The 24,293-nt window shown below is 61.5% G+C and carries 20 protein-coding genes; 4 read left to right on the forward strand and 16 right to left on the reverse strand.

What is annotated here, in order from left to right; genetic code table 11:
- Positions 1 to 168: 168 nt before the first annotated feature.
- A complete protein-coding gene (locus B0T39_RS11350) occupies positions 169 to 375 on the forward strand; it encodes a hypothetical protein (protein WP_081546651.1) in 207 nt (68 codons plus the stop codon).
- Between the two features lie 81 nt (positions 376 to 456).
- Here B0T39_RS11350 and argS read toward each other — a convergent pair whose 3' ends face one another.
- From argS to B0T39_RS11415, 13 genes are all read right to left on the reverse strand, one after another.
- A complete protein-coding gene (gene argS, locus B0T39_RS11355) occupies positions 457 to 2,175 on the reverse strand; it encodes an arginine--tRNA ligase (protein WP_081546653.1) in 1,719 nt (572 codons plus the stop codon).
- Positions 2,176 to 2,342: 167 nt separating this feature from the next.
- Positions 2,343 to 3,377: an MBL fold metallo-hydrolase gene (locus tag B0T39_RS11360; protein ID WP_081546655.1), complete on the reverse strand. Its 1,035-nt coding sequence runs from the start codon at positions 3,375 to 3,377 to the stop codon at positions 2,343 to 2,345.
- 90 nt (positions 3,378 to 3,467) lie between these two features.
- Positions 3,468 to 4,964, reverse strand: coding sequence for a DUF3138 family protein (locus B0T39_RS11365; protein ID WP_081546657.1), 1,497 nt, complete (start codon positions 4,962 to 4,964; stop codon positions 3,468 to 3,470).
- A gap of 126 nt (positions 4,965 to 5,090) precedes the next feature.
- Positions 5,091 to 5,930 carry an ABC transporter permease subunit gene (locus tag B0T39_RS11370; RefSeq protein ID WP_081546659.1) on the reverse strand — a complete coding sequence of 280 codons (840 nt, stop codon included), beginning with the start codon at positions 5,928 to 5,930 and terminating at the stop codon, positions 5,091 to 5,093.
- Positions 5,927 to 6,835 carry an ABC transporter permease subunit gene (locus tag B0T39_RS11375; protein ID WP_043631192.1) on the reverse strand — a complete coding sequence of 303 codons (909 nt, stop codon included), beginning with the start codon at positions 6,833 to 6,835 and terminating at the stop codon, positions 5,927 to 5,929. Before B0T39_RS11375 ends, B0T39_RS11370 begins: the two co-directional genes overlap by 4 nt.
- A 436-nt stretch (positions 6,836 to 7,271) precedes the next feature.
- Positions 7,272 to 8,372 carry a polyamine ABC transporter substrate-binding protein gene (locus B0T39_RS11380; RefSeq protein WP_081546661.1) on the reverse strand — a complete coding sequence of 367 codons (1,101 nt, stop codon included), beginning with the start codon at positions 8,370 to 8,372 and terminating at the stop codon, positions 7,272 to 7,274.
- 736 nt (positions 8,373 to 9,108) lie between these two features.
- Entirely contained in the window at positions 9,109 to 10,452 is a 1,344-nt protein-coding gene (gene trhP / locus B0T39_RS11385; protein ID WP_081546663.1) for a prephenate-dependent tRNA uridine(34) hydroxylase TrhP, read from the reverse strand.
- 33 nt (positions 10,453 to 10,485) lie between these two features.
- Positions 10,486 to 10,905 (reverse strand): hypothetical protein, encoded by a 420-nt coding sequence (locus tag B0T39_RS11390; RefSeq protein WP_019101451.1) that lies wholly within the window; start codon positions 10,903 to 10,905, stop codon positions 10,486 to 10,488.
- A 166-nt stretch (positions 10,906 to 11,071) separates the two neighbouring features.
- Positions 11,072 to 11,287 carry a hypothetical protein gene (locus B0T39_RS11395; protein ID WP_081546665.1) on the reverse strand — a complete coding sequence of 72 codons (216 nt, stop codon included), beginning with the start codon at positions 11,285 to 11,287 and terminating at the stop codon, positions 11,072 to 11,074.
- A gap of 32 nt (positions 11,288 to 11,319) precedes the next feature.
- Positions 11,320 to 12,153, reverse strand: coding sequence for a ferritin-like domain-containing protein (locus B0T39_RS11400; RefSeq protein ID WP_081546667.1), 834 nt, complete (start codon positions 12,151 to 12,153; stop codon positions 11,320 to 11,322).
- A 177-nt stretch (positions 12,154 to 12,330) separates the two neighbouring features.
- Positions 12,331 to 16,185 (reverse strand): ATP-binding protein, encoded by a 3,855-nt coding sequence (locus tag B0T39_RS11405; protein WP_081546669.1) that lies wholly within the window; start codon positions 16,183 to 16,185, stop codon positions 12,331 to 12,333.
- A gap of 10 nt (positions 16,186 to 16,195) precedes the next feature.
- Positions 16,196 to 16,927 (reverse strand): response regulator, encoded by a 732-nt coding sequence (locus tag B0T39_RS11410; protein WP_081546671.1) that lies wholly within the window; start codon positions 16,925 to 16,927, stop codon positions 16,196 to 16,198.
- Positions 16,924 to 18,138: an EAL domain-containing response regulator gene (locus B0T39_RS11415; RefSeq protein WP_081546673.1), complete on the reverse strand. Its 1,215-nt coding sequence runs from the start codon at positions 18,136 to 18,138 to the stop codon at positions 16,924 to 16,926. The genes B0T39_RS11410 and B0T39_RS11415 overlap by 4 nt, the downstream gene beginning before the upstream one ends.
- A gap of 207 nt (positions 18,139 to 18,345) precedes the next feature.
- On the opposite strand from B0T39_RS11415, the gene fliW reads away from it, so the two are divergent.
- Positions 18,346 to 18,780, forward strand: a complete 435-nt coding sequence (gene fliW / locus B0T39_RS11420; RefSeq protein ID WP_081546675.1) for a flagellar assembly protein FliW — start codon at positions 18,346 to 18,348, stop codon at positions 18,778 to 18,780.
- Positions 18,780 to 19,346 carry a DNA-3-methyladenine glycosylase I gene (locus B0T39_RS11425; RefSeq protein ID WP_081546677.1) on the forward strand — a complete coding sequence of 189 codons (567 nt, stop codon included), beginning with the start codon at positions 18,780 to 18,782 and terminating at the stop codon, positions 19,344 to 19,346. The genes fliW and B0T39_RS11425 overlap by 1 nt, the downstream gene beginning before the upstream one ends.
- A gap of 58 nt (positions 19,347 to 19,404) precedes the next feature.
- Here B0T39_RS11425 and clpB read toward each other — a convergent pair whose 3' ends face one another.
- A complete protein-coding gene (gene clpB / locus B0T39_RS11430; RefSeq protein WP_081546679.1) occupies positions 19,405 to 21,984 on the reverse strand; it encodes an ATP-dependent chaperone ClpB in 2,580 nt (859 codons plus the stop codon).
- A gap of 245 nt (positions 21,985 to 22,229) precedes the next feature.
- Between clpB and B0T39_RS11435 the strand changes: the two genes are divergently transcribed.
- Entirely contained in the window at positions 22,230 to 22,712 is a 483-nt protein-coding gene (locus B0T39_RS11435; protein ID WP_081546681.1) for a hypothetical protein, read from the forward strand.
- A gap of 13 nt (positions 22,713 to 22,725) precedes the next feature.
- On the opposite strand, the gene B0T39_RS11440 is transcribed toward B0T39_RS11435, so the two are convergent.
- Both B0T39_RS11440 and selD read right to left on the reverse strand, forming a co-directional pair.
- Positions 22,726 to 23,223, reverse strand: a complete 498-nt coding sequence (locus tag B0T39_RS11440) for a LexA family protein (protein ID WP_081546683.1) — start codon at positions 23,221 to 23,223, stop codon at positions 22,726 to 22,728.
- 10 nt (positions 23,224 to 23,233) lie between these two features.
- Positions 23,234 to 24,274, reverse strand: a complete 1,041-nt coding sequence (gene selD / locus B0T39_RS11445; protein WP_081546685.1) for a selenide, water dikinase SelD — start codon at positions 24,272 to 24,274, stop codon at positions 23,234 to 23,236.
- Between the last annotated feature and the right edge of the window lie 19 nt (positions 24,275 to 24,293).

The raw sequence follows: 24,293 nt of genomic DNA on the forward strand, positions 1-24,293 counted from the left end.
CAAGGCTTTACGCGGGTTCGATTCCCGCCGCCTCCACCACAACACCATTTCATGACGCGTCATGAAGACTCAAAAGCCCCGTCAGCTCAAAGCTATCGGGGTTTTTTGTCGCTTGAGGTTCAGCGTGCGCCACCCTCTTCGCAGTGCCCCCATTCCAAGGATGTGAACATGAAAGAGCAGACGCCATCGAGCAAGCACCGTATTGAACCGGGACGCCACGACAAGACCATGCCGGCCGGCCTGGCCAAAGTACTGGAAATGCTTGGCGCCGCCATCAAGCCGCCGTCGGGCGACGCGACGGGCGTCAAAGAGGCTGAGCCGATGGCGGACGCAAACCGGGCCCCCCAGGCTGGCAAGCCAGCCTCCGCGCCCTAAACGCCCCGACCATCTCCGCTCCCCATGAAAAATGCCGCCGGCGCGAAGCGCGGGCGGCATGCTTGAACCGGGAAGACCGGTTTACATCGAATCCAACACCTTGATGCCCAACAGATCCAGGCCGGTTTTCAGCGTCTTGGCGGTCAGCGCCGACAACTGCAGACGGCTGGCGCGGACTTCTCCCTCGCTCTTGAGGATGGGGCAAGCCTCGTAGAAACGCGAGAACAGCGTGGCGATGTTGTACAGATACTGGGACAGGTAGTGCGGATAGCAGCCGTCCACCACCGCCTGCAAGGTGTCCTCAAACTGAGCCAACGCGGCAGCCAGGTGCTTCTCCGCCGGCTCGGCGATGACGATGGCGGCATTGGCGTCGTAGTCGCCGGCCTTGCGGAACACGCTCTGCACGCGGGTGTAGGCGTATTGCAGATAGGGCGCGGTATTGCCCTCGAAGGCCAGCATGGTGTCCCAGTTGAAGATGTAGTCGCTCATGCGGTTCTTTGACAAGTCCGCGTACTTGACCGCGCCGATGCCCACGGCCGCGGCGATATTGCGGCGCTCGGCTTCCGACAGATCCGGGTTCTTCTCCGAGACCAGCGCGAACGCGCGCTCTTCGGCTTCCTGCAGCAGCTCGATCAGCTTGACGGTGCCGCCGGAGCGGGTCTTGAACGGCTTGCCGTCGTCGCCCATCATCACGCCGAAACCAACATGTTCCAGCTTCATGCTTTCCGGCGCGAAGCCGGCCTTGCGGCAGATGGAGAACATCTGAGCGAAGTGCTGGCTCTGACGCGCGTCCACCACGTAGATCACACGGTCAAGGTTCAGGGTTTTATGGCGATAGCGCACCGCGCCCAAGTCGGTGGTGGTGTACAGATAACCGCCGTCCTTTTTCTGGATGATCACGCCCATGGGCTTGTCTTCCTGGGTACGGAACTCTTCCAGGAACACCACTTGGGCGCCATCGTCCTCGGCCAGCAGGCTGGCCGCGCGCAACTCCTCGACGATGACCGGCAGGTCGTCGTTGTACGAGGATTCGCCGCGCACATGCTCGCGCTTGAGACCAACGTTGAGCTTCTGGTACACCGCTTCGCAATGTTTCAGCGATACATCGACGAACTGCTCCCACAGCTTAAGCACGTTCTGGTCGCCGCCTTGCAGCTTGACCACGTAGTCGCGGGCGCGGTTGGCGAAATCTTCGCTTTCGTCGAAACGCACCTTGGCGTTGCGGTAGAAGGTCTCCAGGTCGGACAGCTGCAGCTCGGCGTCGCCAGCGTGGCTGGTTTCCACCAGGTAAGCGGTCAACATGCCGAACTGGGTGCCCCAGTCCCCCACATGATTGGCGCGCACCACGTCGTGGCCGACAAACTCCATCACTCGGGCCAGCGCGTCGCCGATGATGCTGGAACGCAGGTGGCCGACGTGCATTTCCTTGGCCAGGTTGGGCGAGGAGTACTCCACCATCACGCGCTGCGGCGCAACGCGGTGGATGCCTAGCTTGTCGTCTTTCAGGGCGGCTTCGCTTCGTCGGGCAAGATATTCAGGGGCTAAATGAATATTGATGAAACCCGGACCGGCGATTTCCACCTTGTCGGCGATGCCGGCAAGATCCAGCGCGGCAACCACTTTCTGGGCCAGCTCGCGCGGGTTGGTCTTAAGCTGCTTGGCAGCGCTCATCACGCCATTGGCTTGATAGTCGCCAAATTCCGGCTTGGACGCCGGCTGCACCACGGCGGGCGCGTCCGGCGCGCCGGCTGCCGCTAGGGCGGCCTGCACCCGTTGATTGATCAGTTGAAGAATAGTCATTAGAGCCCCAAGAATTGCCGCGAAAACGAAAATTAGTCTTCGCTTCTGAAAAAAACTACTTGTTGATTGTATTCCCGCTTGCCATCAGGGGCAATGCTTGCAGCCAAGCCGCGTCGGTAAAATAAGCCTCAAGCAACGACGTTTGGGATTTACTGCCAAGAGCCGGCTCAAAACCAGCGGGTTTCGCCCATAGCCGGCAATTGAAACACCTCCGGCGAGATATTCCATTGCGCTAGCGCGGCGGCAAGATCGTCCTGCGGCCGGTCCAGCGGCTCGTCGGTAAGGATGAAGCTGCCCCAATGCACCGCCCAGGCGGCTCGCGCGCCGGTGTCCAGCAAAATGCGCACAGCCTCCTCCGGATTCACGTGCTGCGGGCGGAGAAACCAGCGCGGCTCGTAAGCGCCTATCGGCAACAAGGCCAGATCCACCGCGCCGATGCGTTCGCCTATCAGCTGGAACAGCTGGTCCTGATAGCCGGTGTCGCCGGGATACCAGAACTGCAGTCCGTCGCCGCGCACGGCGAAACCGCCCCACAGCGCGCGGTTTTCGTCGCCGGCCATCCAACGCTTGCTCCAATGGTGGGCCGGCGTCAACTCCGCCTCCACGCCGTCTAAGCGACAACGCTGCCACCAGTCCAGCTCATGGATATGCGACGCCGGCACGCCGGCCTGCCGCAGGATCACTCCCACGCCCAGCGGCGCGGCGAAACGCGGGCAACCGGCCGCTTGGCGCACCAGCCGGCGTACCGTGTTGAAGTCGAGATGATCGTAATGATTGTGGGTGATCAGCACCAGATCGATCGCAGGCAGTTCCTGCAAAGCCATCGGCGGTGGCAACTGCCGCTCCGGCCCGGCCCACTGGAACGGCGAGGCGCGTTGCGACCAAACCGGATCGATCAATATATTCTTGCCGCACAGCTGAATGAAGCTAGTGGCGTGGGCGACCCAGGTCAGCGAGGGCCGCTCCCTGTTGCCGTTCAACGCCGCTAGCTCCGGCGCCCGGCGCGGGATGCGTTCCAGCTGGTGCCGCACCGTCGGCATGCGGCGGCGCTGCCACTCCCAGCGCAAGACATCGGTCAGCTTCGGCTGCTGAAACGGGAACAGATTGCGGTAACCATCGGCCCCATGATGGGGCTGTAGCGGATCGGGCCGATACACCGGCAGCGGCCAACGATGTTGCAGCCAGGATTTCAATCGCGACATGACATGGAGGTAAGGGAGGGTGAATGGGCATTGTCGCGCATGGCCGGACAAAACAAAAGGCGGCCCGCGGGCCGCCCACCCTGCCCTCTGTCAGAAGCTGTACACCGCCTGAGCGCCCAGCATATCGTTGCTCCGCCGGAAGCGGCCGTCGTTGCGCAGGAACACGTCCTGGCTGGCCCAGTCGTGACGGTACTCGAATTTCAGCGTCAGCTGGTCCGTTGGATAGAACAACAGGTCCGCGGTCAAGGCCTGGCGATTGGTGCCCTTGCAATCGGCGGCGCCGCTGGCCACGCAGGCCTGCGACACGCCAAAGCCGTTGACGCCGTCGTAGCCGTTGGCATTGAGCGCGACGCCGGCGCCGCCGCCGCCGTTCTTGCTGTCGTTCAGGTAGTCGTAACGCAGAGTGGCGCCCATCTTGCCCAGAAGATCGGTCACCCATTTGCGGTGCCCAAGCAAGGAGACCCCATACCATTGCGCCGCGCCGCCGTTCCAGGCGGCGTTCTGCTGCCGCCCGTAATCGAACTCGGCGTTGTACTGAATATCGTTCAAGGTGTAGCTGGCGTCGACTTCGGTATAGAAGTAATTGCTGTATGGGTCGCTGCCGGCGCACTGGTAGCCAAATCCGCTGTTGCCGGCCAGACAGCCGTTGCTCACCGGCGCCGGATTGCTGGCGGACTGGGCGGCGCTGGTCAGCAGAGTCTGGCGACCGGCGTTGAAGGACCAGCCCAGGTCCAGCGCGCTGCTCCAGGTGTAGTCGACCCGGCCGGTGAGAGTGGGCGTGTTGTTGCTTTTGACGATGGGGTTGCCGGTATCGCCGTTGCTGCCGGTGGAGGCCAGGTTGGCATGTGTGCGGTATTGCTCGTTGCCCAGCATGAACTTCCACGCCCAGTCGCCGTGCGCCCAGTTGAAACCGGCGCCGACGTAGGAGCCGGGCACGCTGAAGTCGTACAGCAAGCCGTGGGTCAGCGTGGTCATCTGGTTGGATTGCTGCATTTCATAACCGCCGAAGCTGTTGACCAGACCCGCGGTCAGCGACCAGGTGTCCGACAGCGGATAGGTGAACTGCGCGGTGTTGATGATGTTGTTGCCGCTGCCGCCGTCCAGCAGGGTATTGCCGGAACCGCGGTTGGGCATGATGCTGATTTCCGCGCTGGGCGCGGTGGGCCCCACGCCGAATGTCTTCTTGATGTCCAGATAGACATCGCCGAAGGTGCTGTTGCTGTAGGCGTAGGTATTCTGGTGATTCAGAAACTGGAAGCCGGAGCTGTTGTTGGCGCGGTTGTAGATATAAGTCGGGTCCAGGTAGCCGGTGACGCTAAGTCCGGCCAGCGGGCCGTCGGTGGCGGCGTTGTTGAGCTTGTCCACCTTCAGTTCCATGCCGGCCACCCTCTCCTTCAGGTCCGCGTTGGCCTCGTCCGCCGGCGCCTTGGCTTCGGTGGCCGCGGCCACCGCTTGCTGCAAGGCCTGCATCTGGGCCTGCAAGGCTTGCAATTGCGCCTTGAGCTTGGCGAGTTCATCCGCCTTGGCATCGGCCAGCGCCATGCCAGGCAGGCCGGCTATCAGCGCGCTGATCAGTATTCTCTTCATTTCCCACTCCCTTGTTGCATGACTTTGGATACAACATTCGAGAACCGCTGCGCTCATCCACGGACGCTCCGGCGCGGCATCGCCGCGCCGGCATGCGTGTTTTATGTTTTTATGTAACGCCCGGCTTCAGGCCTGGGCAAAGGCCAGTTTCATCTCGCGCTCGCGCTTGCGCGCCGCCATGCGCATATAGATGTTGGCCGCCACCACACCGGCCGACACCAACACGATGAACAACGTTGCCAACGCGTTCATTTCCGGATTCAGGCCCAGCCGCACCCGCGAGAAGATCACCATGGGCAAGGTGGTTGAGCCGGGGCCGGACAGGAAGGCGGTCAGCACCAGGTCGTCCAGCGAAAGCGTGAACGACAGCAGCCAGCCGGACACCAGCGCCTGCGAGATCAACGGCAGCGTGATCACGAAGAACACCTTCAAGGGACGCGCGCCCAAGTCCATCGCCGCCTCTTCCAGCGACAGGTTCAATTCGCGCACCCGCGACTGCACCACGATGGCGACATAGGACACGCACAACATCACGTGGCCTATCCAGATGGTGAACACGCCGCGCCCTTCCGGCCAGCCAAAGGCCTGCTCCATCGCCACGAACAACAGCAGCAGGGAAATGCCCTGAATCACCTCGGGAATGACCAGCGGCGCATTGATCATGCCGGCGAACAACGGGAACAGGCGGAAACGGCCAAAGCGCGCCAGCACGAAACCGGCCCAGGTGCCGATCACCACCGAGGCGGTGGCGGTCATCAGCGCGATCTTGACGCTGAGCCAGGCGGCGTTGATCAGTTCGTCGTCCTCCAGCAAAGCGGCGTACCACTTGGTGGAGAAGCCGGACCATACCGTCACCAGCTTGGACTCGTTGAACGAGTACAGAACCAGCAGCGCGATCGGCAGATAGAGAAAACCGTAACCCAGGCCCAGCACCAGAAGGGACAGCGTCTTGTTGGGCTTGATCATCTCGCGGCCTCCATATTCTTGACCTGGTAGTGCTGGAACAGCGCCATCGGCACCAGGAGCAGCAGCACCATCGCGCAGGTCACCGTCGCCGCCATCGGCCAATCCATATTGTTGAAGAACTCATCCCACATCACGCGACCTATCATCAGCGTGTCGGAGCCGCCCAACAGTTCCGGAATCACGTACTCGCCCACCGCCGGGATGAACACCAACAGGCTGCCGGCGATGATGCCGTTCTTGGACAACGGCAAGGTCACCTGTACAAAGGCCTTCCACGGCCTGGCGCCCAGGTCGTAGGCCGCTTCCAGCAAACGCAGGTCCATTTTCACCAGATGGGCGTACAAGGGCATGATCATGAACGGCAGGTAGGAAAACACCATGCCGATATAGACCGCCCAGTTGGTGTGGTAGAGCCGCAGCGGCGTGTCGACCACGCCCAGCCACAGCAGGAACTGATTGAGGAAGCCGTCGTTTTTCAGAATGCCGATCCAGGCGTAGACGCGGATCAGGTAGGAGGTCCAGAACGGCAGCATCACCATCATCATCAGGGTGTTGCGCGCGCTGTCGGAAGCCCGGGCGATGTAATAAGCCATCGGATAGCCGATCAACAGACACAGCACGGTGGAAACGAAGGCCATCTTCACCGAACTGATATAGGTGGCGAAGTACAAGTCGTCGCCCAGCATGAACTTGTAATGACCGATGTTCAGCGCAATGGTGAAAACGTCGTTTTCCAGCTTGGTGAGCGGGGTGTATGGCGGAATGCCCAGTTGTTGCTGCGAGAAGCTGATGCCCACCACCAGCAGGAAGGGCAGCAGGAAGAACACCAGCAAAAACAGGAACGGCATGCCGATGACGGTGGTTCTGCCCGACGGCAGCCAACGGCTTAGCTTAAGACTTTTCATGTCAGCACCACATGGCCGGTTTGATCCGGCTCGCTTGCATTGCTTTTGTGCCGTCCCCCAGGCCCGTCTTGGAAGCGGCTCAAAATCCAGCCAACTGGAGCGAGGCAAGGCGAAAACAGCGGAGAAAGCGAATGGGCATGGGGTGCATGAACATTTCGAATTCGGCGCTCGCCGAGGCACACCTCACTACGCGCAGCGGAGTTTGAACAGCATATGACGCGGGCTGCCGGTTGAACGACCTCCTCTTGAACTCTTCTCCCGGATACCCACGGCCGTGGCGGCCGGACATCGCGCCTTCCCTCCTCCTGTCACATGCGAACCGGCCGCGCGCGTGCCCGCCGGCCTGACTGGCCAGCGGCGCGCTCGCGCTCGGATCGACTCACGGCAGCCGCCGGCCTGATTCAGACTGGCGCGGCGGCGTTATTGGATGCCTGCCTCAGCGCCCTGTCTTCAACTGCGTCCACAGGCGGTTCTGCAGGCGCATGATGTCGGATGGCAGGGGCTTGAGCAGGAATAGCGTTTTAACGACGGACTCTGACGGATACACGCCCGGGTCGTTAGCGATTTCCGGCTTCACGAATTTGCGCGCGGCGGCGTTGGCTGTCGGGTAGAACACCTCGTTGGTGATCGCGGCGTTGACTTCCGGCGACTGGATGTAGTTGATCCATTTAAGCGCGGCCTCGGGATGCGGCGCATCCTTGGGCACCACCATCACATCGAACCAGAGCGGCGCGCCGCTCTTGGGAATCACATAGGCCAGTTGGTACGGCCGCTTGGATTCCTGGGCGCGGTGCTTGGCGATGTTGACGTCGCCGGAAAAGCCCAACGCCAGACAGATGTCGCCGTTGGCGAGATCGTTGATATAGCCGGAGGAATTGAACTGGGTGATGTAGGGGCGGATTTTCTTCAGCGCTTCGAAGGCGGCCTGGTAGTCGGCGGGGTTCTTGCTGTTAGGGTCTTTGCCCAAGTGGTGCAGAGCAACGGCGAACACGTCGTTGGCTTGATCCAGCACCGATACGCCGCAGCCCTTGAGCTTGGACACGTATTTGGGATCGAACAGGATGTCCCAGCTGTCCAGCGGCGCATCCTTGCCCAGCACCGCCTTGACCTTGGTCAGATTGTAGCCGAGACCGTCGGTGCCGTAGGCCCAGGGCACGCCATGGGCGTTGGCCGGGTCCGCGTCCACGATCTTGGCCATCAGCGCCTTGTCCAGATTGGCCAGATTGGGCAGCTTGGACTTGTCCAGCTTCTGGTAGATGCCGGCCTCAATCTGCTTGGCCATGAAGTTGGAGGTGGGCACCACGATGTCGTAGCCGGCGCGGCCGGTCAGCATCTTGGCCTGCAAGGTGTCGTCGCTGTCGTAGACGTCGTACTTGACCTTGATGCCGCTCTGTTTTTCAAATCCGGGAATGGTGGACTTGGCGATGTAGTCCGACCAGTTGTAGACATTCAGCACCTTGTCTTCGGCATGCGCCGCCGCGACCGGCAGCAACATCAGCAATGAACACAGCGCTTTGCGAACCAGCTTATTCTGCATGACAGGCTTCCTAATGGAACGGGTCGCGCAGTCCGACGCCGGGCCTGCGGCCTGCGGACATCGGGCGACCCGATAACGGCAACCTCAGCGCCACGCTCCCCGCCCGTTGCCGGGCCATGGCGCTGCTCCATTTTCCCCAGCCGCCTGGGCGGACCTGGGTCGAATGCGGCACGAGCTTGCGGCTGGCGGACCGGTTCCGGCGCCGCCCATCGCGTGCTGCTCATGCCAACTTACACCCCGCAGCGCGCCATGCCATCTGTCCGCGCGTAACGGTTTGCAACTTTCGAGGTGCTAAGGGTCATGATTCAGGCCGTTCCGCCCCGCGTTCTATTTGGCGAGTGTCGATGAACGGCCAGGGAAACCTGCATGCGAAGCCTGCGCTTCCATGCCGATGCGCGACCGCTAGGCGGCCATTGCTGCTCACATCGTCTCCTCTTGTCTCCACGCTCAGCGAATGTTTAATAAAATTTACATCTCTCTCTGATACGTGACTACTTTTTAACCATATTTTTTTATACACGCAACTTTTATTGATCTTGCAGCGCAAAAAAATAAACACTTACGCCACAGTCTGATTACAAACGTTCACTATTATCAACAACTCGAGGTAAAGCTCACCCAATCCACAGCACCCAAAACGCATGAACGCGGCGTAGGGTTGACCAAAAACGTCGCAATAACGAAAAAAACAGGCGGCTATTAGCCGCCTGTCTTACTCCATTGCTACCCTACCAGATCAGAACAGCCGCGCCAGCAAGGCCTTTTCCTTGCCCTGCATGCCGGGGATCTTGACCTGCATGCCGTTGCCGGCCGCCACGCTCACCGGCTGATCGTTGCGCGTCATCTGCGCCAGTTCGATGATCTGGTTGCCATTCGGATGGATGACTTCAATGCGATCGCCCACCGCGAAGCGGTTCTTGACCTCGATCAGCGCCCAACCCTCGGCGTCCACCTCGATCACATCGCCCACGTACTGGCTCTGCTTGGCCTTGGAGTGGCCGGTGATGTAGTTCTGATATTCCTGGGTCTGGTGGCGCTCCAGAAAGCCCGGGGTGTAGCCGCGGTTGGCGAGACCGTCCAACTCGGCCAGCAGGCCGAGGTCGAACGGGCGGCCGGCCACGGCGTCGTCGATGGCCTTGCGGTACACCTGAGCGGCGCGCGCCACATAGTACAGGCTCTTGGTGCGGCCCTCGATCTTCAGCGAATCCACGCCGATCTTGGCCAGCTTCTCCACCTGCTCCACCGCGCGCAGGTCCTTGGAGTTCATGATGTAGGTGCCGTGCTCATCTTCGATGATGGGCATCAATTCGCCGGGGCGGCTGCCTTCCTCGATCAGATAGGTCTTGTCCGCCAGCGGATGGCGCTCGGCGCCGCCGCAGGAGGCGAAGCTTTGATTGGCCTCTTCCAGCGCTTTGTTGAAGTCGAACTGGATGGTCTGCACGTCGCCGGCATCGTCGCCCTGGGTGTCGTGCACCTTGTAATCCCAGCGGCAGGCGTTGGTACAGGTGCCCTGATTCGGATCGCGATGGTTGAAATAGCCTGACAGCAGGCAGCGGCCGGAATAGGCGATGCACAGCGCGCCGTGCACGAACACTTCCAGTTCGATGTCCGGGCATTGCTGGCGGATCTCGGCGATTTCGTCCAGGCTCAGTTCGCGCGACAGAATAATGCGCGACACGCCCAGCTTCTGCCAGAACTTGACGCCCATGTAGTTGACGGTATTGGCCTGCACCGACAAATGGACGGGCACTTCCGGCCACTTCTCGCGCACCATCATGATCAGGCCAGGATCGGCCATGATCAGCGCGTCCGGCTTCATCGCGATCACCGGCTCCATATCGGCCATATAGGTCTTGATCTTGCTGTTGTGCGGCAGGATATTGCTGGCGACGAAGAACAGTTTGCCGCGCGCGTGGGCTTCGTCTATGCCCTGCTTCAGCTCTTCCAGTTTGAAATCGTTGTTGCGGGCGCGCAGGCTGTAGCGCGGCTGGCCGGCGTAGACGGCGTCGGCGCCGAAGTCGTAGGCGGCGCGCATCTTGTCCAGCGTGCCGGCTGGCAGCAGAAGTTCCGGTGCTTTCATTGTTTATTCTGGTGGGGTTCGTTGAGCGTGGGCTCAGTGCAGCAGACAGGACATCGGCAACGGCTCGCGGTCCGGCTCAACAAAGCCTTTGCGCGCCGACTCGTCGTCCAAGCGCTCTGAAGAATAGTGTTGCAGGATCACCGCGCGGGGGTCGGCCAGCATGTCCGGGCAGTGGCTGGCGAACGCTTCCCAATCTTCCAGCAACTGCGGCTGGCTGGCCATCCGGCTGTACAAAATCACCAGGATGGCCATGGTCAGGGTGTGGTGGTACTTCATCGCCGCGCCGTTCACCATGGCGAAACGGGACAGCGCGCGCGCGCAGCGGGCGGCGGCCTCCGGCGCCGGGTATTGGCGACGATAGGCCCAGGCGGCGTACAAATGCGCGCGATGGTTGAAGTCGGATGCAGGCAGCGCATTGGTTTCCAATTGGCGCAGGAATGCCTGATGGTCCATGACTCGGTTTCTCCGAAAATTCCAAAAAGCAAAGGCTCCACCCAATGTGGAGCCCTGACCCTTATCGATACGGGGGCGATTATGCGCGGCCTGCCGATGTCAGTCAAGCCCGCTCGCCGTCCGCAATCAACACTTTAAGCCGCTGTTTTAAAAATCCTTTTTTGGTTTAAGGTCTTTTCGACAATGCCAGCAAAGCGCTGAACTGGCAGATCAGGGCCAACAACATCGCCAGCGGACACAGAATGACCAGCAACGGACCGGGACCGCCGTCAAAGCCGCGCCACAGCGCCGAGCTGAGCGCAAAGATCAAGGTGCTGAGCAGCAGCACCGTCATGGCGAAGCGTCGCTGCCTTTGCATCTTCTTAAACAAATTCAATAGCATGTTTCATCGTTCCAGGTAAGGCCGCCGGCATTCTAGCCGGCTGAAGCGGTGTCGTCTTCGCACAAGGCGCGCAGTGCCTCCAGCTCCCTGGCTGAAAACCCCGCCCGCTCGCGGGCGGCCAGATTATAAGCCCCGCGGTAAAGCTGGACATCGTGGCGCCGCAGCAGTTCCTGAAAACAGGCCTCCGGTTCCAGTCCGCGCTGCCGGCACAGCCGGCCGAACCAGGCGTTGCCGATGCGCACATGCCCCACTTCCTCGCGCAGGATGATGTCCAGCACGGCCACGCTCGCGTGATCGCCGATGCCGGCCAGCCGCCGCTGTAAGCCCGGCGTCACGTCCAGACCGCGGGCCTCCAGTACTCTGGGTACCAGAGCCATGCGCACCAGCGGATCGTAATCGGTCTTGCAGCTCATCGCCCACAAGCCGTTGTGAGCCGGGAAATCGCCGTAGTCGTACCCCAATTCCCGCAAACGCCGCAGCAAGAGGGAAAAATGACGCGCCTCTTCCGCCGCAACCTGCAGCCAATCGCTGACGAAAGCGTCCGGCATCGCGCGAAACCTCCAGGCGGCGTCCAGCGCCAGGTTGACGGCGTTGAATTCGATGTGGGCGATGGCATGGAGCAAGGCGGCATGCCCTTGTCGCGAGGACAGGCTGCGCTTGGGCACTTTAGACGGATGCACCAGCTCCGGCAGCGAAGGACGTCCAGCCTCGGGCAACGGGTACGGCGGCGGCACATCCACTCGGCGTGGCAGCGCGTCGACGCGCCAGCCCCGCAAGGCCTCGACCGCCAGCGCCATCTTGCGCTCAACGTCGCGGCACAGCAGCGCCGCTTCCAACTGCGGGTAAAGTGATGTTGGCTCGCTCATGGTCGGACATTCTAGCCGACCTTGGCGCGCCTCAGCACCTGTTCAAAGTCTAGCGAGCTAAGGTGAGACAAGGCGAAAACCGCTGAGAAAGCGGCGTGTACACACGGTACATGAGCATTTCGAAGCGGTACTCTCCGTGTCACGTCTCACGACGCGCAGCAGATCGTAAACAGGTTCTCAGGCCGGATTGGTTTCATTCTGTCTGGCCATCCAGGCCTCAAACTCGGCCAGCGCCGCGTCGAAGGCCGGCATCAAGGCCGCCACCTGTTCCAGCGACTGGGCCTTGCCCGCCTTTTCCACCGCTTCGGCGGCGTCGCCCAAAGCGTTGACGCCCACCATGCGGCTGGCGCCCTTGACCCGGTGGGCGGCGAAGCTGACGCGGTCGCTGGAGCTTTCGGCAATGGCGCTGCGCAGCTCGCCCACGTCCTCGGCGTTGCCCTGCTGGAAGTCGCGCAGGATTTCCAGCTCCACTTGCAAGTCGCCGTTGCTGTACACCTGCAGAACGGAGCGGTCCACCGGCCCGTCCTCTGGCCCTGCCTCTGCAGGCGGCGGAGGCGCGATTTCCGGAGCGCCCTCCGTCGTCGTCCATTTTTGCAGAGCGGCGGACAGCTCCGCGATCGACAGCGGCTTGGTCAGGAAATCATCCATGCCCGCTTCACGAGTCTTGTCCAGCTCCTCCTTGGCGGCGTTGGCGGTACAGGCGACGATGGGAATATGGCCTCGCGCCGGTTCCTCTTGCTCCTGCGCGCGCACCAGCCGCGCTAGTTGATAACCATCTATGCCAGGCATGTGGCAATCAGTCAGAATCATCGAGTAGCGGCCGGTTTGCCATTTAGCGAAGGCCTGCTCGCCGTCCTCGGCCCATTCCGCCGAATAACCCAGTTTTTCCAGTTGTTTGAGTGTGAGCTTTCGGTTGGTCGGGTTGTCCTCGGCAAACAGAATGGGCAACACGCGCTGCTCCGGCGAAGGCGCCGCGGTTTCGATCTCCTCCTCGCGCGGCGTCTCCGCCGGCACATGGATCTGGGGCAGGCTGACCGGGGCCACCACCTGTTCCGACCACTCCGCTTCCAGCAACAGGCTCGCGCAACTGCCCTTGCCCAATTCGCTCTCCAGCTCCACGTGGCCGCCCATCAGACCGGCCAGCCGCCGGCAGATGGCAAGCCCCAGGCCGGTGCCGCCAAAGCGCCGGGTGGTGTCGGAATCCGCCTGAGTGAAAGGCTGGAACAACCTGGACAAGCTGTCCTCGGTCATGCCGATGCCGCTGTCCTCCACCTCGAAGCTGAGCGATTGATAATTGGCCATGGTGCTGAGCACCTTGACACGGATGGTCACGCCGCCCTGAGCGGTGAACTTGATCGCGTTGCTGATGAAGTTCTGCAGAATCTGCCGTACGCGCAAGGGATCCAGCACCAGCGTCGGCGCCAGTTGCTCATCCACTTCCAGCTGAAAATCCAAGCCCTTCTTGTAGGCGTTTTCCTGGTACAGGCTGCGGATGCTCTCCAAAAACGGCCGCGTCGCCGTGGGCGCGGTAACGATCTCCAGTTTGTCGGCCTCGATCTTGGAAAAATCCAGAATATCGTCGATCAAACGCAATAGCGTATGCGCGGAATCGTGTATCGTGGCCACCGCGTCCCGCTGCTCGCCATCTAGCCGGGTCATGTTCAACAACTCCAACATGCCCAGCACCCCGTTCATCGGCGTGCGGATCTCGTGGCTCATGGTGGCGAGAAAGGCGCTCTTGGCGCGGTTGGCGGCATTGGCCTGGTCCCGCGCCATGCGCAGCTCAAACTCGGCCATCTTGCGTTCGGTGATGTCCAGACAGGCCAGGATCATCACGCCCTCCACCGTTTCCGTCGCCACCATCTGACCTTCGAACAAAACCCATATCGGGAGGCCGGCGCCGGTAAAACACTCCAGCTCGCAATGGACGCGCGTGCCTTGCCGCATTTGCTGCAAATGCTCGGTCAGCTCGATCCAGCCTTGATCCGAAGCCATCAGCTCCATCAAGTGCATGCCAACCAGGCCGTAGATTCCGACATCGAAAATCATTTCCGCCGTCTGATTGGAACGGGATATCTGCAATTGCTCGTTCAGGCGTAGCAAGCCCACCGGGGACGAGGCGAACACCGCCTCCTCTTCCTGCAGCACGGTGCGCAACTGCGCTTCCGACACCTTGCGCCGAGCCTCTTCGTCGTAAAAACCCAGGATATTGGCGTAAGCGCCGATCAGAGGCTGCATGCCTACGCCCAGTCGGTACACGTCCGGCTGTTGCATGCACACTGCGGCAGCGACATCGCCGCCCAGCATCACCGGCATGGAAATCCAGGTAGAGCGCTCGCTGAGCAGTTGGAACAATTGACTGAGCGGAGCGGCCGCATGCCCCACTTCCGACAGTGGCGGCAACTCCGGCGGCCATTGGCCGGCCTGCAAGCACAAGGACTGCCCGCCCTCGTCCAACGGCGACCAAGCCACCAGCAGGCATTCGCGAGCACCGGTATGGTGGCAGAACACGCGGTGCAGCTCTTCAAACACCTTGTCGCGCGGTTCCCGCGCCAACAACATGCCCTCCACCACAGAAATCGCGGATAACAACTCGACGCTGCGCTCCAGCGAGGTTTCCGCCTGCCGCCTTTGCTGTTCATTGCGCACCGTGAGCATGCGCCAGCCGTGGTCCCGGCTATTTCTAAACTGGCTGAGGGAAATCGCCACATAGAAACGCTCGCCCTTGGCGGACAAGCCCTCCCCGGCCAGCGCTACGGTTTCCTGATCGTTCAGTGCTTGGGTCAGATGCGCGGCGCCGCCCGGCACCTCCAGCAAACTGTAGACCGACATGCCGTGCAACGCCGCCTGAGGGTAAACGAACATCTTGCCGGCTCCGGCGTTGGCGATCTCGATCCGCCCATTGCGATTGACGATGAGCACCGCGTCGCCGGAAGCGTCCAGCATATGCTTCAAGGCGGACAACGGCCGCAGCACGCGCCGCACCATGTAGTACAGCAACACCAACACCAAGCCCAGCGCCAATACGCCGAACAGGCCGTCGCGCACCATGCGGAACAAATTGACTCGTCGGCTCTCGTCAATGCGATCGGCCGTCATCCGTTCCACCATGTCGAAAACCCGCTGCAACTCTCCGTCCAGCTCCGCCAAGCCGGCGCGAAAATTCGTGGCCTGATTGAAGGACTGGGCGCCGTCGATCTGCTCGAGTTGCAGCTTCACCACCAATTGCAGCTTCAGCGTCAAGGTGGTCAGACTAGTGAACTCCGTTTTCAGCGCTTCGTCGTGCACCCCCAGGATCACCGGGCGCAGTTGCTCCACCATCAACATCGCGGAACTAAGCCGGAAGGCCAGATCGTCCTCGATGTCGCGGTTCATCCTGTGTCCCAATTGCTCGCGCATGATGAGCGCCACCGCGTTGCCGCGCAATTGGCCGCCCAGCTGCCACAAGCTCTGCTTGATCATCATCAGGCCGTTGAGGGTGGGGTCGCCCTGGCTGGCCAATTGCGCCATGTCCGCGGCCAGAATGCCGCCGGCCTCGTTGCGCATCCGCGCCGTGGCCAAGTACAGCAAATTGCTCAAGGACTCATTCTGAAAGTCCGGCCGGCGCAACTCCGCGGAGGACTCCTCACGCAGCACTTTGAAATCGTGGGCCAGATTGCGCAACCGTGTCTGACTGGAGGCGTCCATGCCGGTCATCACGGGAATGGAGGCCAGCGCCACGTCGAACTTGGCGTCCGTATTGCGGGCGAGCCCGCTTAGCTCCTCGCGCTGCTGGGGCGTCGGCGGGGATTTCGCCGTCAACAACAAGCGCAGCTTGCTGCTTTCCAGATTTTCCGAGCTAACCGCCTGATACAAGGCGGAAATATCGCGATTGAGTTCAGCCACGTGCCGGGCCGTGCGATAGGAATCCCAAGACTCGTTCAACAAGCGCAGAATGGCCATCGCCTGTAACACGCCGAGCAACAGCACGATCAGGATGACCGCTCGGCGTATGGATTTGATATGGTCCTGGCGCGACCTGGCAAACTTCATTGACGGCCACTCAATGTTCGCGAGACGACTCGGCTTCGGTCTCGGAAACCTCCTCGACGAAAAGCCGCAACACGCCGTAGCGATCGCTGAAATCACGCAATACCGTGATCTGGTTGGCGGAGATGGCGGCGCCGCGCGGCAGCAGCAAATGGCCGTGTTTACTGAATAGGTCCTGAGCCAGCACCGCTCCGGCCTTGACCGTCAACAAACTCACCGCCGTGCCCGCCGGCGCCTCGGGCAGCGCCGGAGCGTCGAATAGCCGGCCAAAGACCTTGCGGTCGTATTCGGTGCCGGTGGCGACGCCGTAGTAGCTGAACGGATCGATTTCCGGCCGCTTGCGCTGCATCGCCGCCACAATTGCCTTCTCAACATCGGCCGGCTTCGGCGGCTTGACCACGAAGCCGTCGGCGTGCAGCTGGCTGGCCAGCACCACATTGCTGCGATCCGCATGGCCGGACAAAAACACGAAAGGCAGGTTGGAAGGATTCATGGTGTGCCCGCAACGCAACTCCTTGAGCAGGTCCATGCCGTTCATCGGCGCCATCTGCACATCGCACAGCACCAGGTCCACCATGCGGATGTCCAACAGCCGCATCGACGCGGTGCCATCCGCGGTTTGAAAAATGGCGTCTGAACGCATGCCCATGGTCTGCAAGGCCTGGCCGATCAATGAACGCACCAAGGTTTGATCATCCACAACCAGTATCCGCATCCGCGAAAAATCCACCGCCGCAACACTCATCCCGCGCCTCCTTCCGCCGCCGCGGTTTCTTGGCTCCGCCGCAAATAATCGCTCAATTCGTTTTCACGTACCGGCAAAGCCATACAAGCGCCCTGCACGCAAGGACAGCCCATCTCCTGCGCCAGCGCGACATCTTCCTCCTCATCGACGCCGCTTACAGTAATCGCCCCCGGCGGCAAGCCGTAAATACGCAAAAAACGCAGCGCCTGCGGATCCGCTCCCAGCATGGCTCGTATCCATTGCAGGGATTCGATGGGGATGTTCACATGGTCGAACGGCAGCTTGAGCATATTGCTCTGAGTCAGCGAGCCGGTACCGAAGTGATCGGCGATCAGCCGGAACCCCAGATACTTGATCTTGGCGACGTTCTCGAAAGCCTGAGCCGGCGATTGCTCGCCCAGGCCCTCGGCCAACTCAAAGCCCAACAGGCGCGGCGACACGCCTCGCTGCTGCAACAGGGAATGACAGTGATCGAACAGGTTTTCACTCTCCAGGCAGGCTTTGTCGATGCGCACATTGAAACCACACTCCTCGCCCAATCCTTGTTGGCGCAAGCCCGCCAGCAAGCTGGCGATGCGCGCCACCAATTCCTCCAGCACCAGCGCGGAAATTCCCTTGCGGCGCGCCAGCACATTGAACAGCCCCGCGCCCCACTCCACCCGCCCTTGCGGCCGGATCAGCGCCGCCACGTCGAAGCCTGCCAGCCGGTGGCCGGGCAGGCTCAAGATCGGCTCAAGCTCCAGCTTGAACTCCCCGGAACACACATCGGCGAAAAAGCTCTCCACTTCCAGTTGCTGCACCTGATAGGCGCGCTCCAGATCGTTGAAGATGCTGTTAAGCGCGGTGAGAAAGGATTCCGCTGAATACGGCTTGGACAGAAAGCGGGTGCTGCCTATGCCCAGGCTGCAGGCCATCTCGCTGATAGTGTTCAGGGTCTTGCCGTCATAGCCGGAAATGATCAGCAACGCCGCCTGGTAACCGAGTAAAGCCACGTGTTTGATGAAGTCGATGCCGTTCATGCCCGGCATGCCGATATCGGTGACAATCAGGTCGTAGTTGTTCTCGCCGATGCTGCGCAGCGCCTCAGCCGGATCGCTGAACTCATCGATGGCCACTTCGTAACGGCTAAAGAAGCTGGCCTGACGAGAAATCAATTTCCGCAACACCAGCTGGTCTTCAAGAATCAGAAACCGCTTTGCTGGCAAGCCCATGGGATATCCCCCTTAGCATCGCGCGCGGGCACTCTGCCGGCCGGCCGCAACCCAATTTAAATACGACATTCGAGTAATATTGATATAGGTCGTTAACCTCGCAGCCACAACCACAGCTTGCAATCTTCTCCCGCGACGGCGTTCCGCTTGTGCAATTGCCGCCGCCGCCATGCATAATGAGAACATTGTCACGCTAGGAGCCACGCCATGCTGTTCCAGTCCTGCCAGCTCGGCCAAGTCGATATCGACGAGAGCACTGTCATCACTTTCCCCCGCGGCATTCCCGCGCTGGAAAACTGCACCCGTTTCAAGCTGTTTCACAACGCCACTCAGGCGCAGCCTCAAGTGTTCTGGCTCCAATCCTTGGACGACCCCGGCGTCATCTTCAGCATCACCACGCCGGAAGCGCTGGACATCCGCTACGAGATCGAATTGGACGACACCGAGGTGTCCGAACTGAAATTGCAACAGCCGCAGGATGTGGCCATCCTGCTCATGCTGAGTAATCAGGCCGACGAGCAACATCCAGCCTTGTCCACGATGAAGGCGAACATTCGCAACCCTCTGGTGGTCAATCTGCAAAGCCGCACCGGCTTGCAAAAAGTGGGGCTGCAGTGCGACATCCTGCTGCATAACCGCTGATGCCCGTCCCAACCCGCTGTGCCTGGTGCGGCGACGATCCCCTCTACGTCGCCTATCACGACGAGGAATGGGGATGTCCCGAGCGCGACGACCGCAAGCTGTTTGAAATGCTGATTCTGGAAGGCGCTCAGGCCGGTCTGTCCTGGATCACCATTCTGCGCAAGCGCGACGGCTACCGCCGCGCTTTTCACGGTTTCGACCCGGTCAAAGTGGCGGCGATGGACGACGGCGACGTTGAGCGCCTGATGCAGGACGCCGGCATCGTGCGCAACCGGCTGAAAATCCAGAGCGCCATCCGCAACGCCAAGGTATTCCTGCAAATGCAGCAACAGCACGGCAGTTTCGCCGACTGGCTGTGGGCGCATGTGGACGGCCGGCCGATACTACGCCGCCGCGACGATGAGCGGGTGCCCGCCAGCACCGAGCTGTCCGACCGCATCAGCAAGGCGCTGAAGAAAGCCGGCATGAACTTCGTCGGCAGCACGGTGATTTACGCCTATCTACAGGCCTGCGGCGTGGTCAACGATCATATGTCCGCCTGCTTCCGCCACCCTGATCGCGGCTAAGCGCGCCGCGCAAAAAAAAAGCCCGGGAATCCGGGCTTTTTTACGAGCGGGCCTGTGCTCAGGCGAAGCTCAGACGGCCGTCGCGCGCCTCTACCATAATGGTGGATTTCGGCGGGTACTCGCCCGCCAGGATGGCCTTGGCCAGCGGATTCTCCAACTCGGACTGTATCGCCCTCTTCAAGGGCCGCGCGCCGTAAACCGGATCGAAGCCGGCTTCGGACAACAGCGCCAACGCCTCCTCGCTGATCTGCAAGTCCAAATCGAGCTTGGCCAGTCGGCCTTCCAGGCTCTTAAGCTGGATGCGGGCGATGGACTTGATGTGCTGCTCGCCCAGGCCGTGGAACACCACCACCTCGTCGATGCGGTTGATAAACTCCGGCCGGAAGTGGGTTTTCACCTCCGCCATCACCGCCAGCTTGATCACCTGATAATCATCGGTGTCCATTGCCTGTATCTGCTGACTGCCGATATTGGACGTCATCACCACCACCGTGTTCTTGAAGTCCACGGTGCGACCCTGGCCGTCGGTCAAGCGGCCGTCGTCCAACACTTGCAGCAGGATGTTGAACACGTCCGGGTGCGCTTTCTCCACCTCGTCTAGCAAGATCACGCTATACGGCTTGCGGCGCACCTGCTCGGTCAGATAGCCGCCCTCCTCGTAGCCGACGTAGCCCGGCGGCGCGCCGATCAGCCGCGCCACCGAATGCTTCTCCATGTACTCGGACATGTCGATGCGGATCAAGTGGTCTTCGCTGTCGAACATGAATCCGGCCAAGGTCTTGCACAGCTCGGTCTTGCCCACGCCGGTCGGCCCCAGGAACAGGAAGGAGCCGTAAGGCTTGTTGGGATCCGCCAGGCCGGAACGGGAGCGACGGATGGCGTCGGCCACCGCGCTGACCGCCTCGTCCTGCCCCACCACGCGCTGATGCAACACCTCCTCCATGCGCAGCAGCTTGTCGCGCTCGCCTTCCAGCATCTTGGACACCGGAATGCCGGTGGCGCGGCTGACCACCTCTGCAATCTCCTCCGCCCCCACCTGGGTGCGCAGCAAACGGTTGGGCTTGGCCTGCTCGCCGGCGCCGGCCGCCTCCGCGTCCTTCAGCCTTGCTTCCAGCTGCGGCAGCTTGCCGTACTGCAGTTCCGCCAGTTTCTGCCAATCGCCTTTGCGCTTCAGGTCCTCCATCTCCACCTTAAGCCGCTCAATCTCCTCCTTGATGCTCTGCGAGCCCTGTTGCGCGGCTTTTTCCGCCTTCCAGATCTCGTCCAGGTCCGCATAGGCGCGCGACAGCTCGGCGATCTCGTCCTCGATCAGCTTCAGCCGCTTTTGCGAGGCCTCGTCGCTCTCCTTGTTCACCGCCTCGCGCTCGATCTTCAGCTGGATCAGCCGGCGGTCCAGCCTGTCCATCTCTTCCGGCTTGGAGTCCAGCTCCATCTTGATGCGGCTGGCGGCCTCGTCGATCAGGTCGATGGCCTTGTCCGGCAGGAAGCGGTCGGTGATGTAGCGCTGCGACAGCTCGGCGGCGGCGACAATGGCCGGGTCGGTGATATCCACGCCGTGATGGATCTCATACTTTTCTTGCAAGCCACGCAGGATGGCGATGGTGTCCTCCACCGAAGGCTCGCCGACCAGCACTTTCTGGAAGCGGCGCTCCAGCGCCGCGTCTTTTTCGATGTAACGACGGTACTCGTCCAGCGTGGTGGCCCCGATGCAGTGCAGTTCCCCGCGCGCCAGCGCCGGCTTCAGCATATTGCCGGCGTCCATCGCGCCTTCCGCCTTGCCCGCTCCCACCAGGGTGTGGATCTCGTCGATGAAGATCAGGGTCTGGCCGTCGTCCTTGGACAGATCATTCAACACCGCTTTCAGCCGCTCCTCAAACTCGCCGCGGAACTTGGCGCCGGCAATCAGCGCGGCCAGGTCCAGCACCAGCAGGCGCTTGTTTTTCAGGCTTTCCGGCACTTCGCCGTTAACAATGCGCTGAGCCAGGCCTTCGACGATGGCGGTCTTGCCGACGCCGGGCTCCCCGATCAACACCGGGTTGTTCTTGGTGCGCCGCTGCAAAACCTGGATGGCGCGGCGGATTTCGTCGTCGCGGCCGATCACCGGGTCCAGCTTGCCCTGACGCGCGCGTTCGGTCAGGTCCTGGGTGTACTTTTTCAAGGCTTCTCGCTGGCTTTCCGCATCCTGGTTGGACACGCTCTCGCCGCCGCGCACCGCGTCAATCGCGGCCTGAATCGCCGCAGGCTGACCGCCATGCTCTTTCAACAGCCGGGAAGCCTCGCCCTTGTCCTGGCTCAGAGCGGACAAGAACAGCTCGCTGGCGATGAACTCGTCGCCCAGCTTCATCGCCGCCTTATCGCTCAGGTTCAACAGATTGGCCAAATCGCGCGACACGGTGATCTCGCCGCCGTTGCCCTGCACCCGCGGCAAACGCTGTAAAGATTGGTTTAGCGCGCCCTTCAGGCCGGGCACATTGACGCCGGCGCGCGCCAGCAGGCCGGCGATGCCGCCATCGGCGTCGTCAAGCATGGTCAGCAGCAAATGCTGCGGCTCAATATAAGCATGGTCTTGAGACAGGGCCAGGCTCTGGGCATCCCCCAGCGCCTGCTGGAACTTCGTGGTCAGCTTGTCGAATCGCATGGAGTGGCTCCTTCGGAACGTTGATATGCACTATTTGGGCATGGCCAGTTGCTTTTCAAGCCTCTCTTATTATCGATTTTGAACTCAATTTTACACTTGGCGCCACTTCCACATGGCATTGCCGAAAAACTTAATCTATGCATTAAATCGAGAGCGGTATCGGACCAGGCCCTGACAAAAGGTCCCAAGTCTTGAGCCGCCCGTCTGATGAAATCGCTTACCGAATCTTAAAAAGGGGCATCACCATGAAACAACTCCTGAGCGCCGGCCTCCTATGCGCCGCCTGTTCCCTGGCCCACGCCGACAACGACATCTCCTTGCTGGTGTTCGGCGCATCCATACACAGCCAATGCAGCGGAAAACATTGCGACTTCAACGGTGAAAACCCCGGCTTGGGGCTGGAATGGGCGCCGCTGGGCAACGACGCGGATGGACGCTGGATAAGCCGCATCGGCTCTTATCGCGATTCCTTCCGCGAAACGGCTTGGTTCGTCGCCGGCGGCTGGCGCAAAGAATGGCAGTTGGGCTCCAGCCCGCTCTACGCCGGCACCACCCTGTTGCTCGGTTATCTGGACGGCTCCGGCGTCAAGCAGGTGGTCGCCTACCCCATACTGAGCATCGGCACCCGCAAGCTGGCGCTGGAAGTGGGTTACGCGCCCAAGATGGACTATACGCCGCACAAAACGCGGGTCGCCGTCACCACTTTCAATCTACGCTGGACCTTTTAAAAGCCCGGCAAAGCTAGCGCAGCGAGCGCACCACCGCGCTGACAACGCCCCAGATCTCGACGCCGGTCTCCGCCGGCAAATCGGCGCAGCCTGCTTGCGCGGCGCGCAAGCAGGCGTGCCCAGGGCTCAGATGCAGCCGGCGCACCAGAAACTCGTCGCCCATCACCGCCACAACGACATCGTTGTGGCGCGGCGGCGGCATGCGATCGACGATCAATAGATCGCCGTCGAAAATGCCGGCCCCGGCCATGGCGTCGCCGGCGACGCGCACGAAGAAACTGGTGTCCGGGTGCTGAATCAGAAAGTCGTTAAGATTGAGCGAACGCTCGAGATAGTCGTCGGCCGGCGACGGAAAGCCCGCCGCCACGCTGCCGTCGAACCACGGAATATGAGTGTCGCCGGCGGAGGGGCCCCGCGCGGCGCTTATCCGGCCCGGCGCCAGCCGAGCCAGTTCCGCCAAAGGCCGGTCGCGAGCGACCAGCGGCGGGCTCTTCGGCTTCTCCTCGTCCATATCGCGCCGCTCAGCGGACAATGACGCGAGCCTCGCCCGCGGCCAGGCGGCCTATCTTGGCGGCATAAGCGAAACCGGCGCGTTGGAAACGCGCCAAAACCTCGTCCGCCTGCTCCGGCGCCACCGCGGCCAGCAAGCCGCCGCTGGTCTGCGGATCGGCCAACAGCCGTAACTGCCACTCCGGCAGATCCGCGCCAAAGTCGACGTGCTCGCCGAAACTGGCGAGGTTGCGCTCGATCGCGCCCGGACCGCAGCCTTGCTCCGCAAAAACGCGGGCTTCCTCGATCACCGGCACGTCGGCCATATCAATGTGCGCCGCCAACTTCGCGCCCTTGCATACTTCCAAGGCATGGCCGAGCAAGCCGAAGCCAGTGACGTCGGTCAGCGCGTGCACGCCGTCCATGGCCGCCAACTCCGCTCCCACCGTGTTCAACTTGGTGGTGGAAGCGATCAAAGCCTGGTAACCCTTGTCGTCCAACTCCCCTTTTTTCATCGCCTGCGCCAGCACGCCAACACCCAGGCCCTTGCCCAAAATCAGCACGTCGCCGTCTCGCGCCTCGCTGTTGCGCTTGAGCTGATCCGGGTGTACCACGCCCAAGGCAACCAGGCCGTAGATAGGCTCGGGGGAGTCGATGGAATGACCGCCTGCGAGCGGAATGCCGGCGGCGTGACATACCGACTCGCCGCCCGAGAGGATGTCGCGAATGGTCTCCACCGGCAACACCTTCACCGGCATGCCGACGATGGCCAGCGCCATGATGGGCGTCGCTCCCATCGCGTAAATGTCCGAAAGGGCGTTAGTGGCGGCGATGCGGCCAAAGTCATAAGCATCGTCTACGATGGGCATGAAAAAATCGGTGGTCGCCACGATCGCCTGCGAGGCGTTCAATTGATACACTGCGGCGTCGTCGCTGGTTTCCGCACCCACCAAGAGATTGGGAAAGGCCATTTTTTCCTTGGCCGTCGACAAAATAGACTCCAGCACCGCCGGGGCAATTTTGCAGCCGCAGCCGCCGCCGTGAGACAATTGCGTCAATTTGATTTCAGCCATTTGCGGACTCCGCCATATT

It is taken from the genome of Chromobacterium haemolyticum (genome assembly GCF_002081825.1).
Lineage (GTDB): Bacteria > Pseudomonadota > Gammaproteobacteria > Burkholderiales > Chromobacteriaceae > Chromobacterium > Chromobacterium fluminis.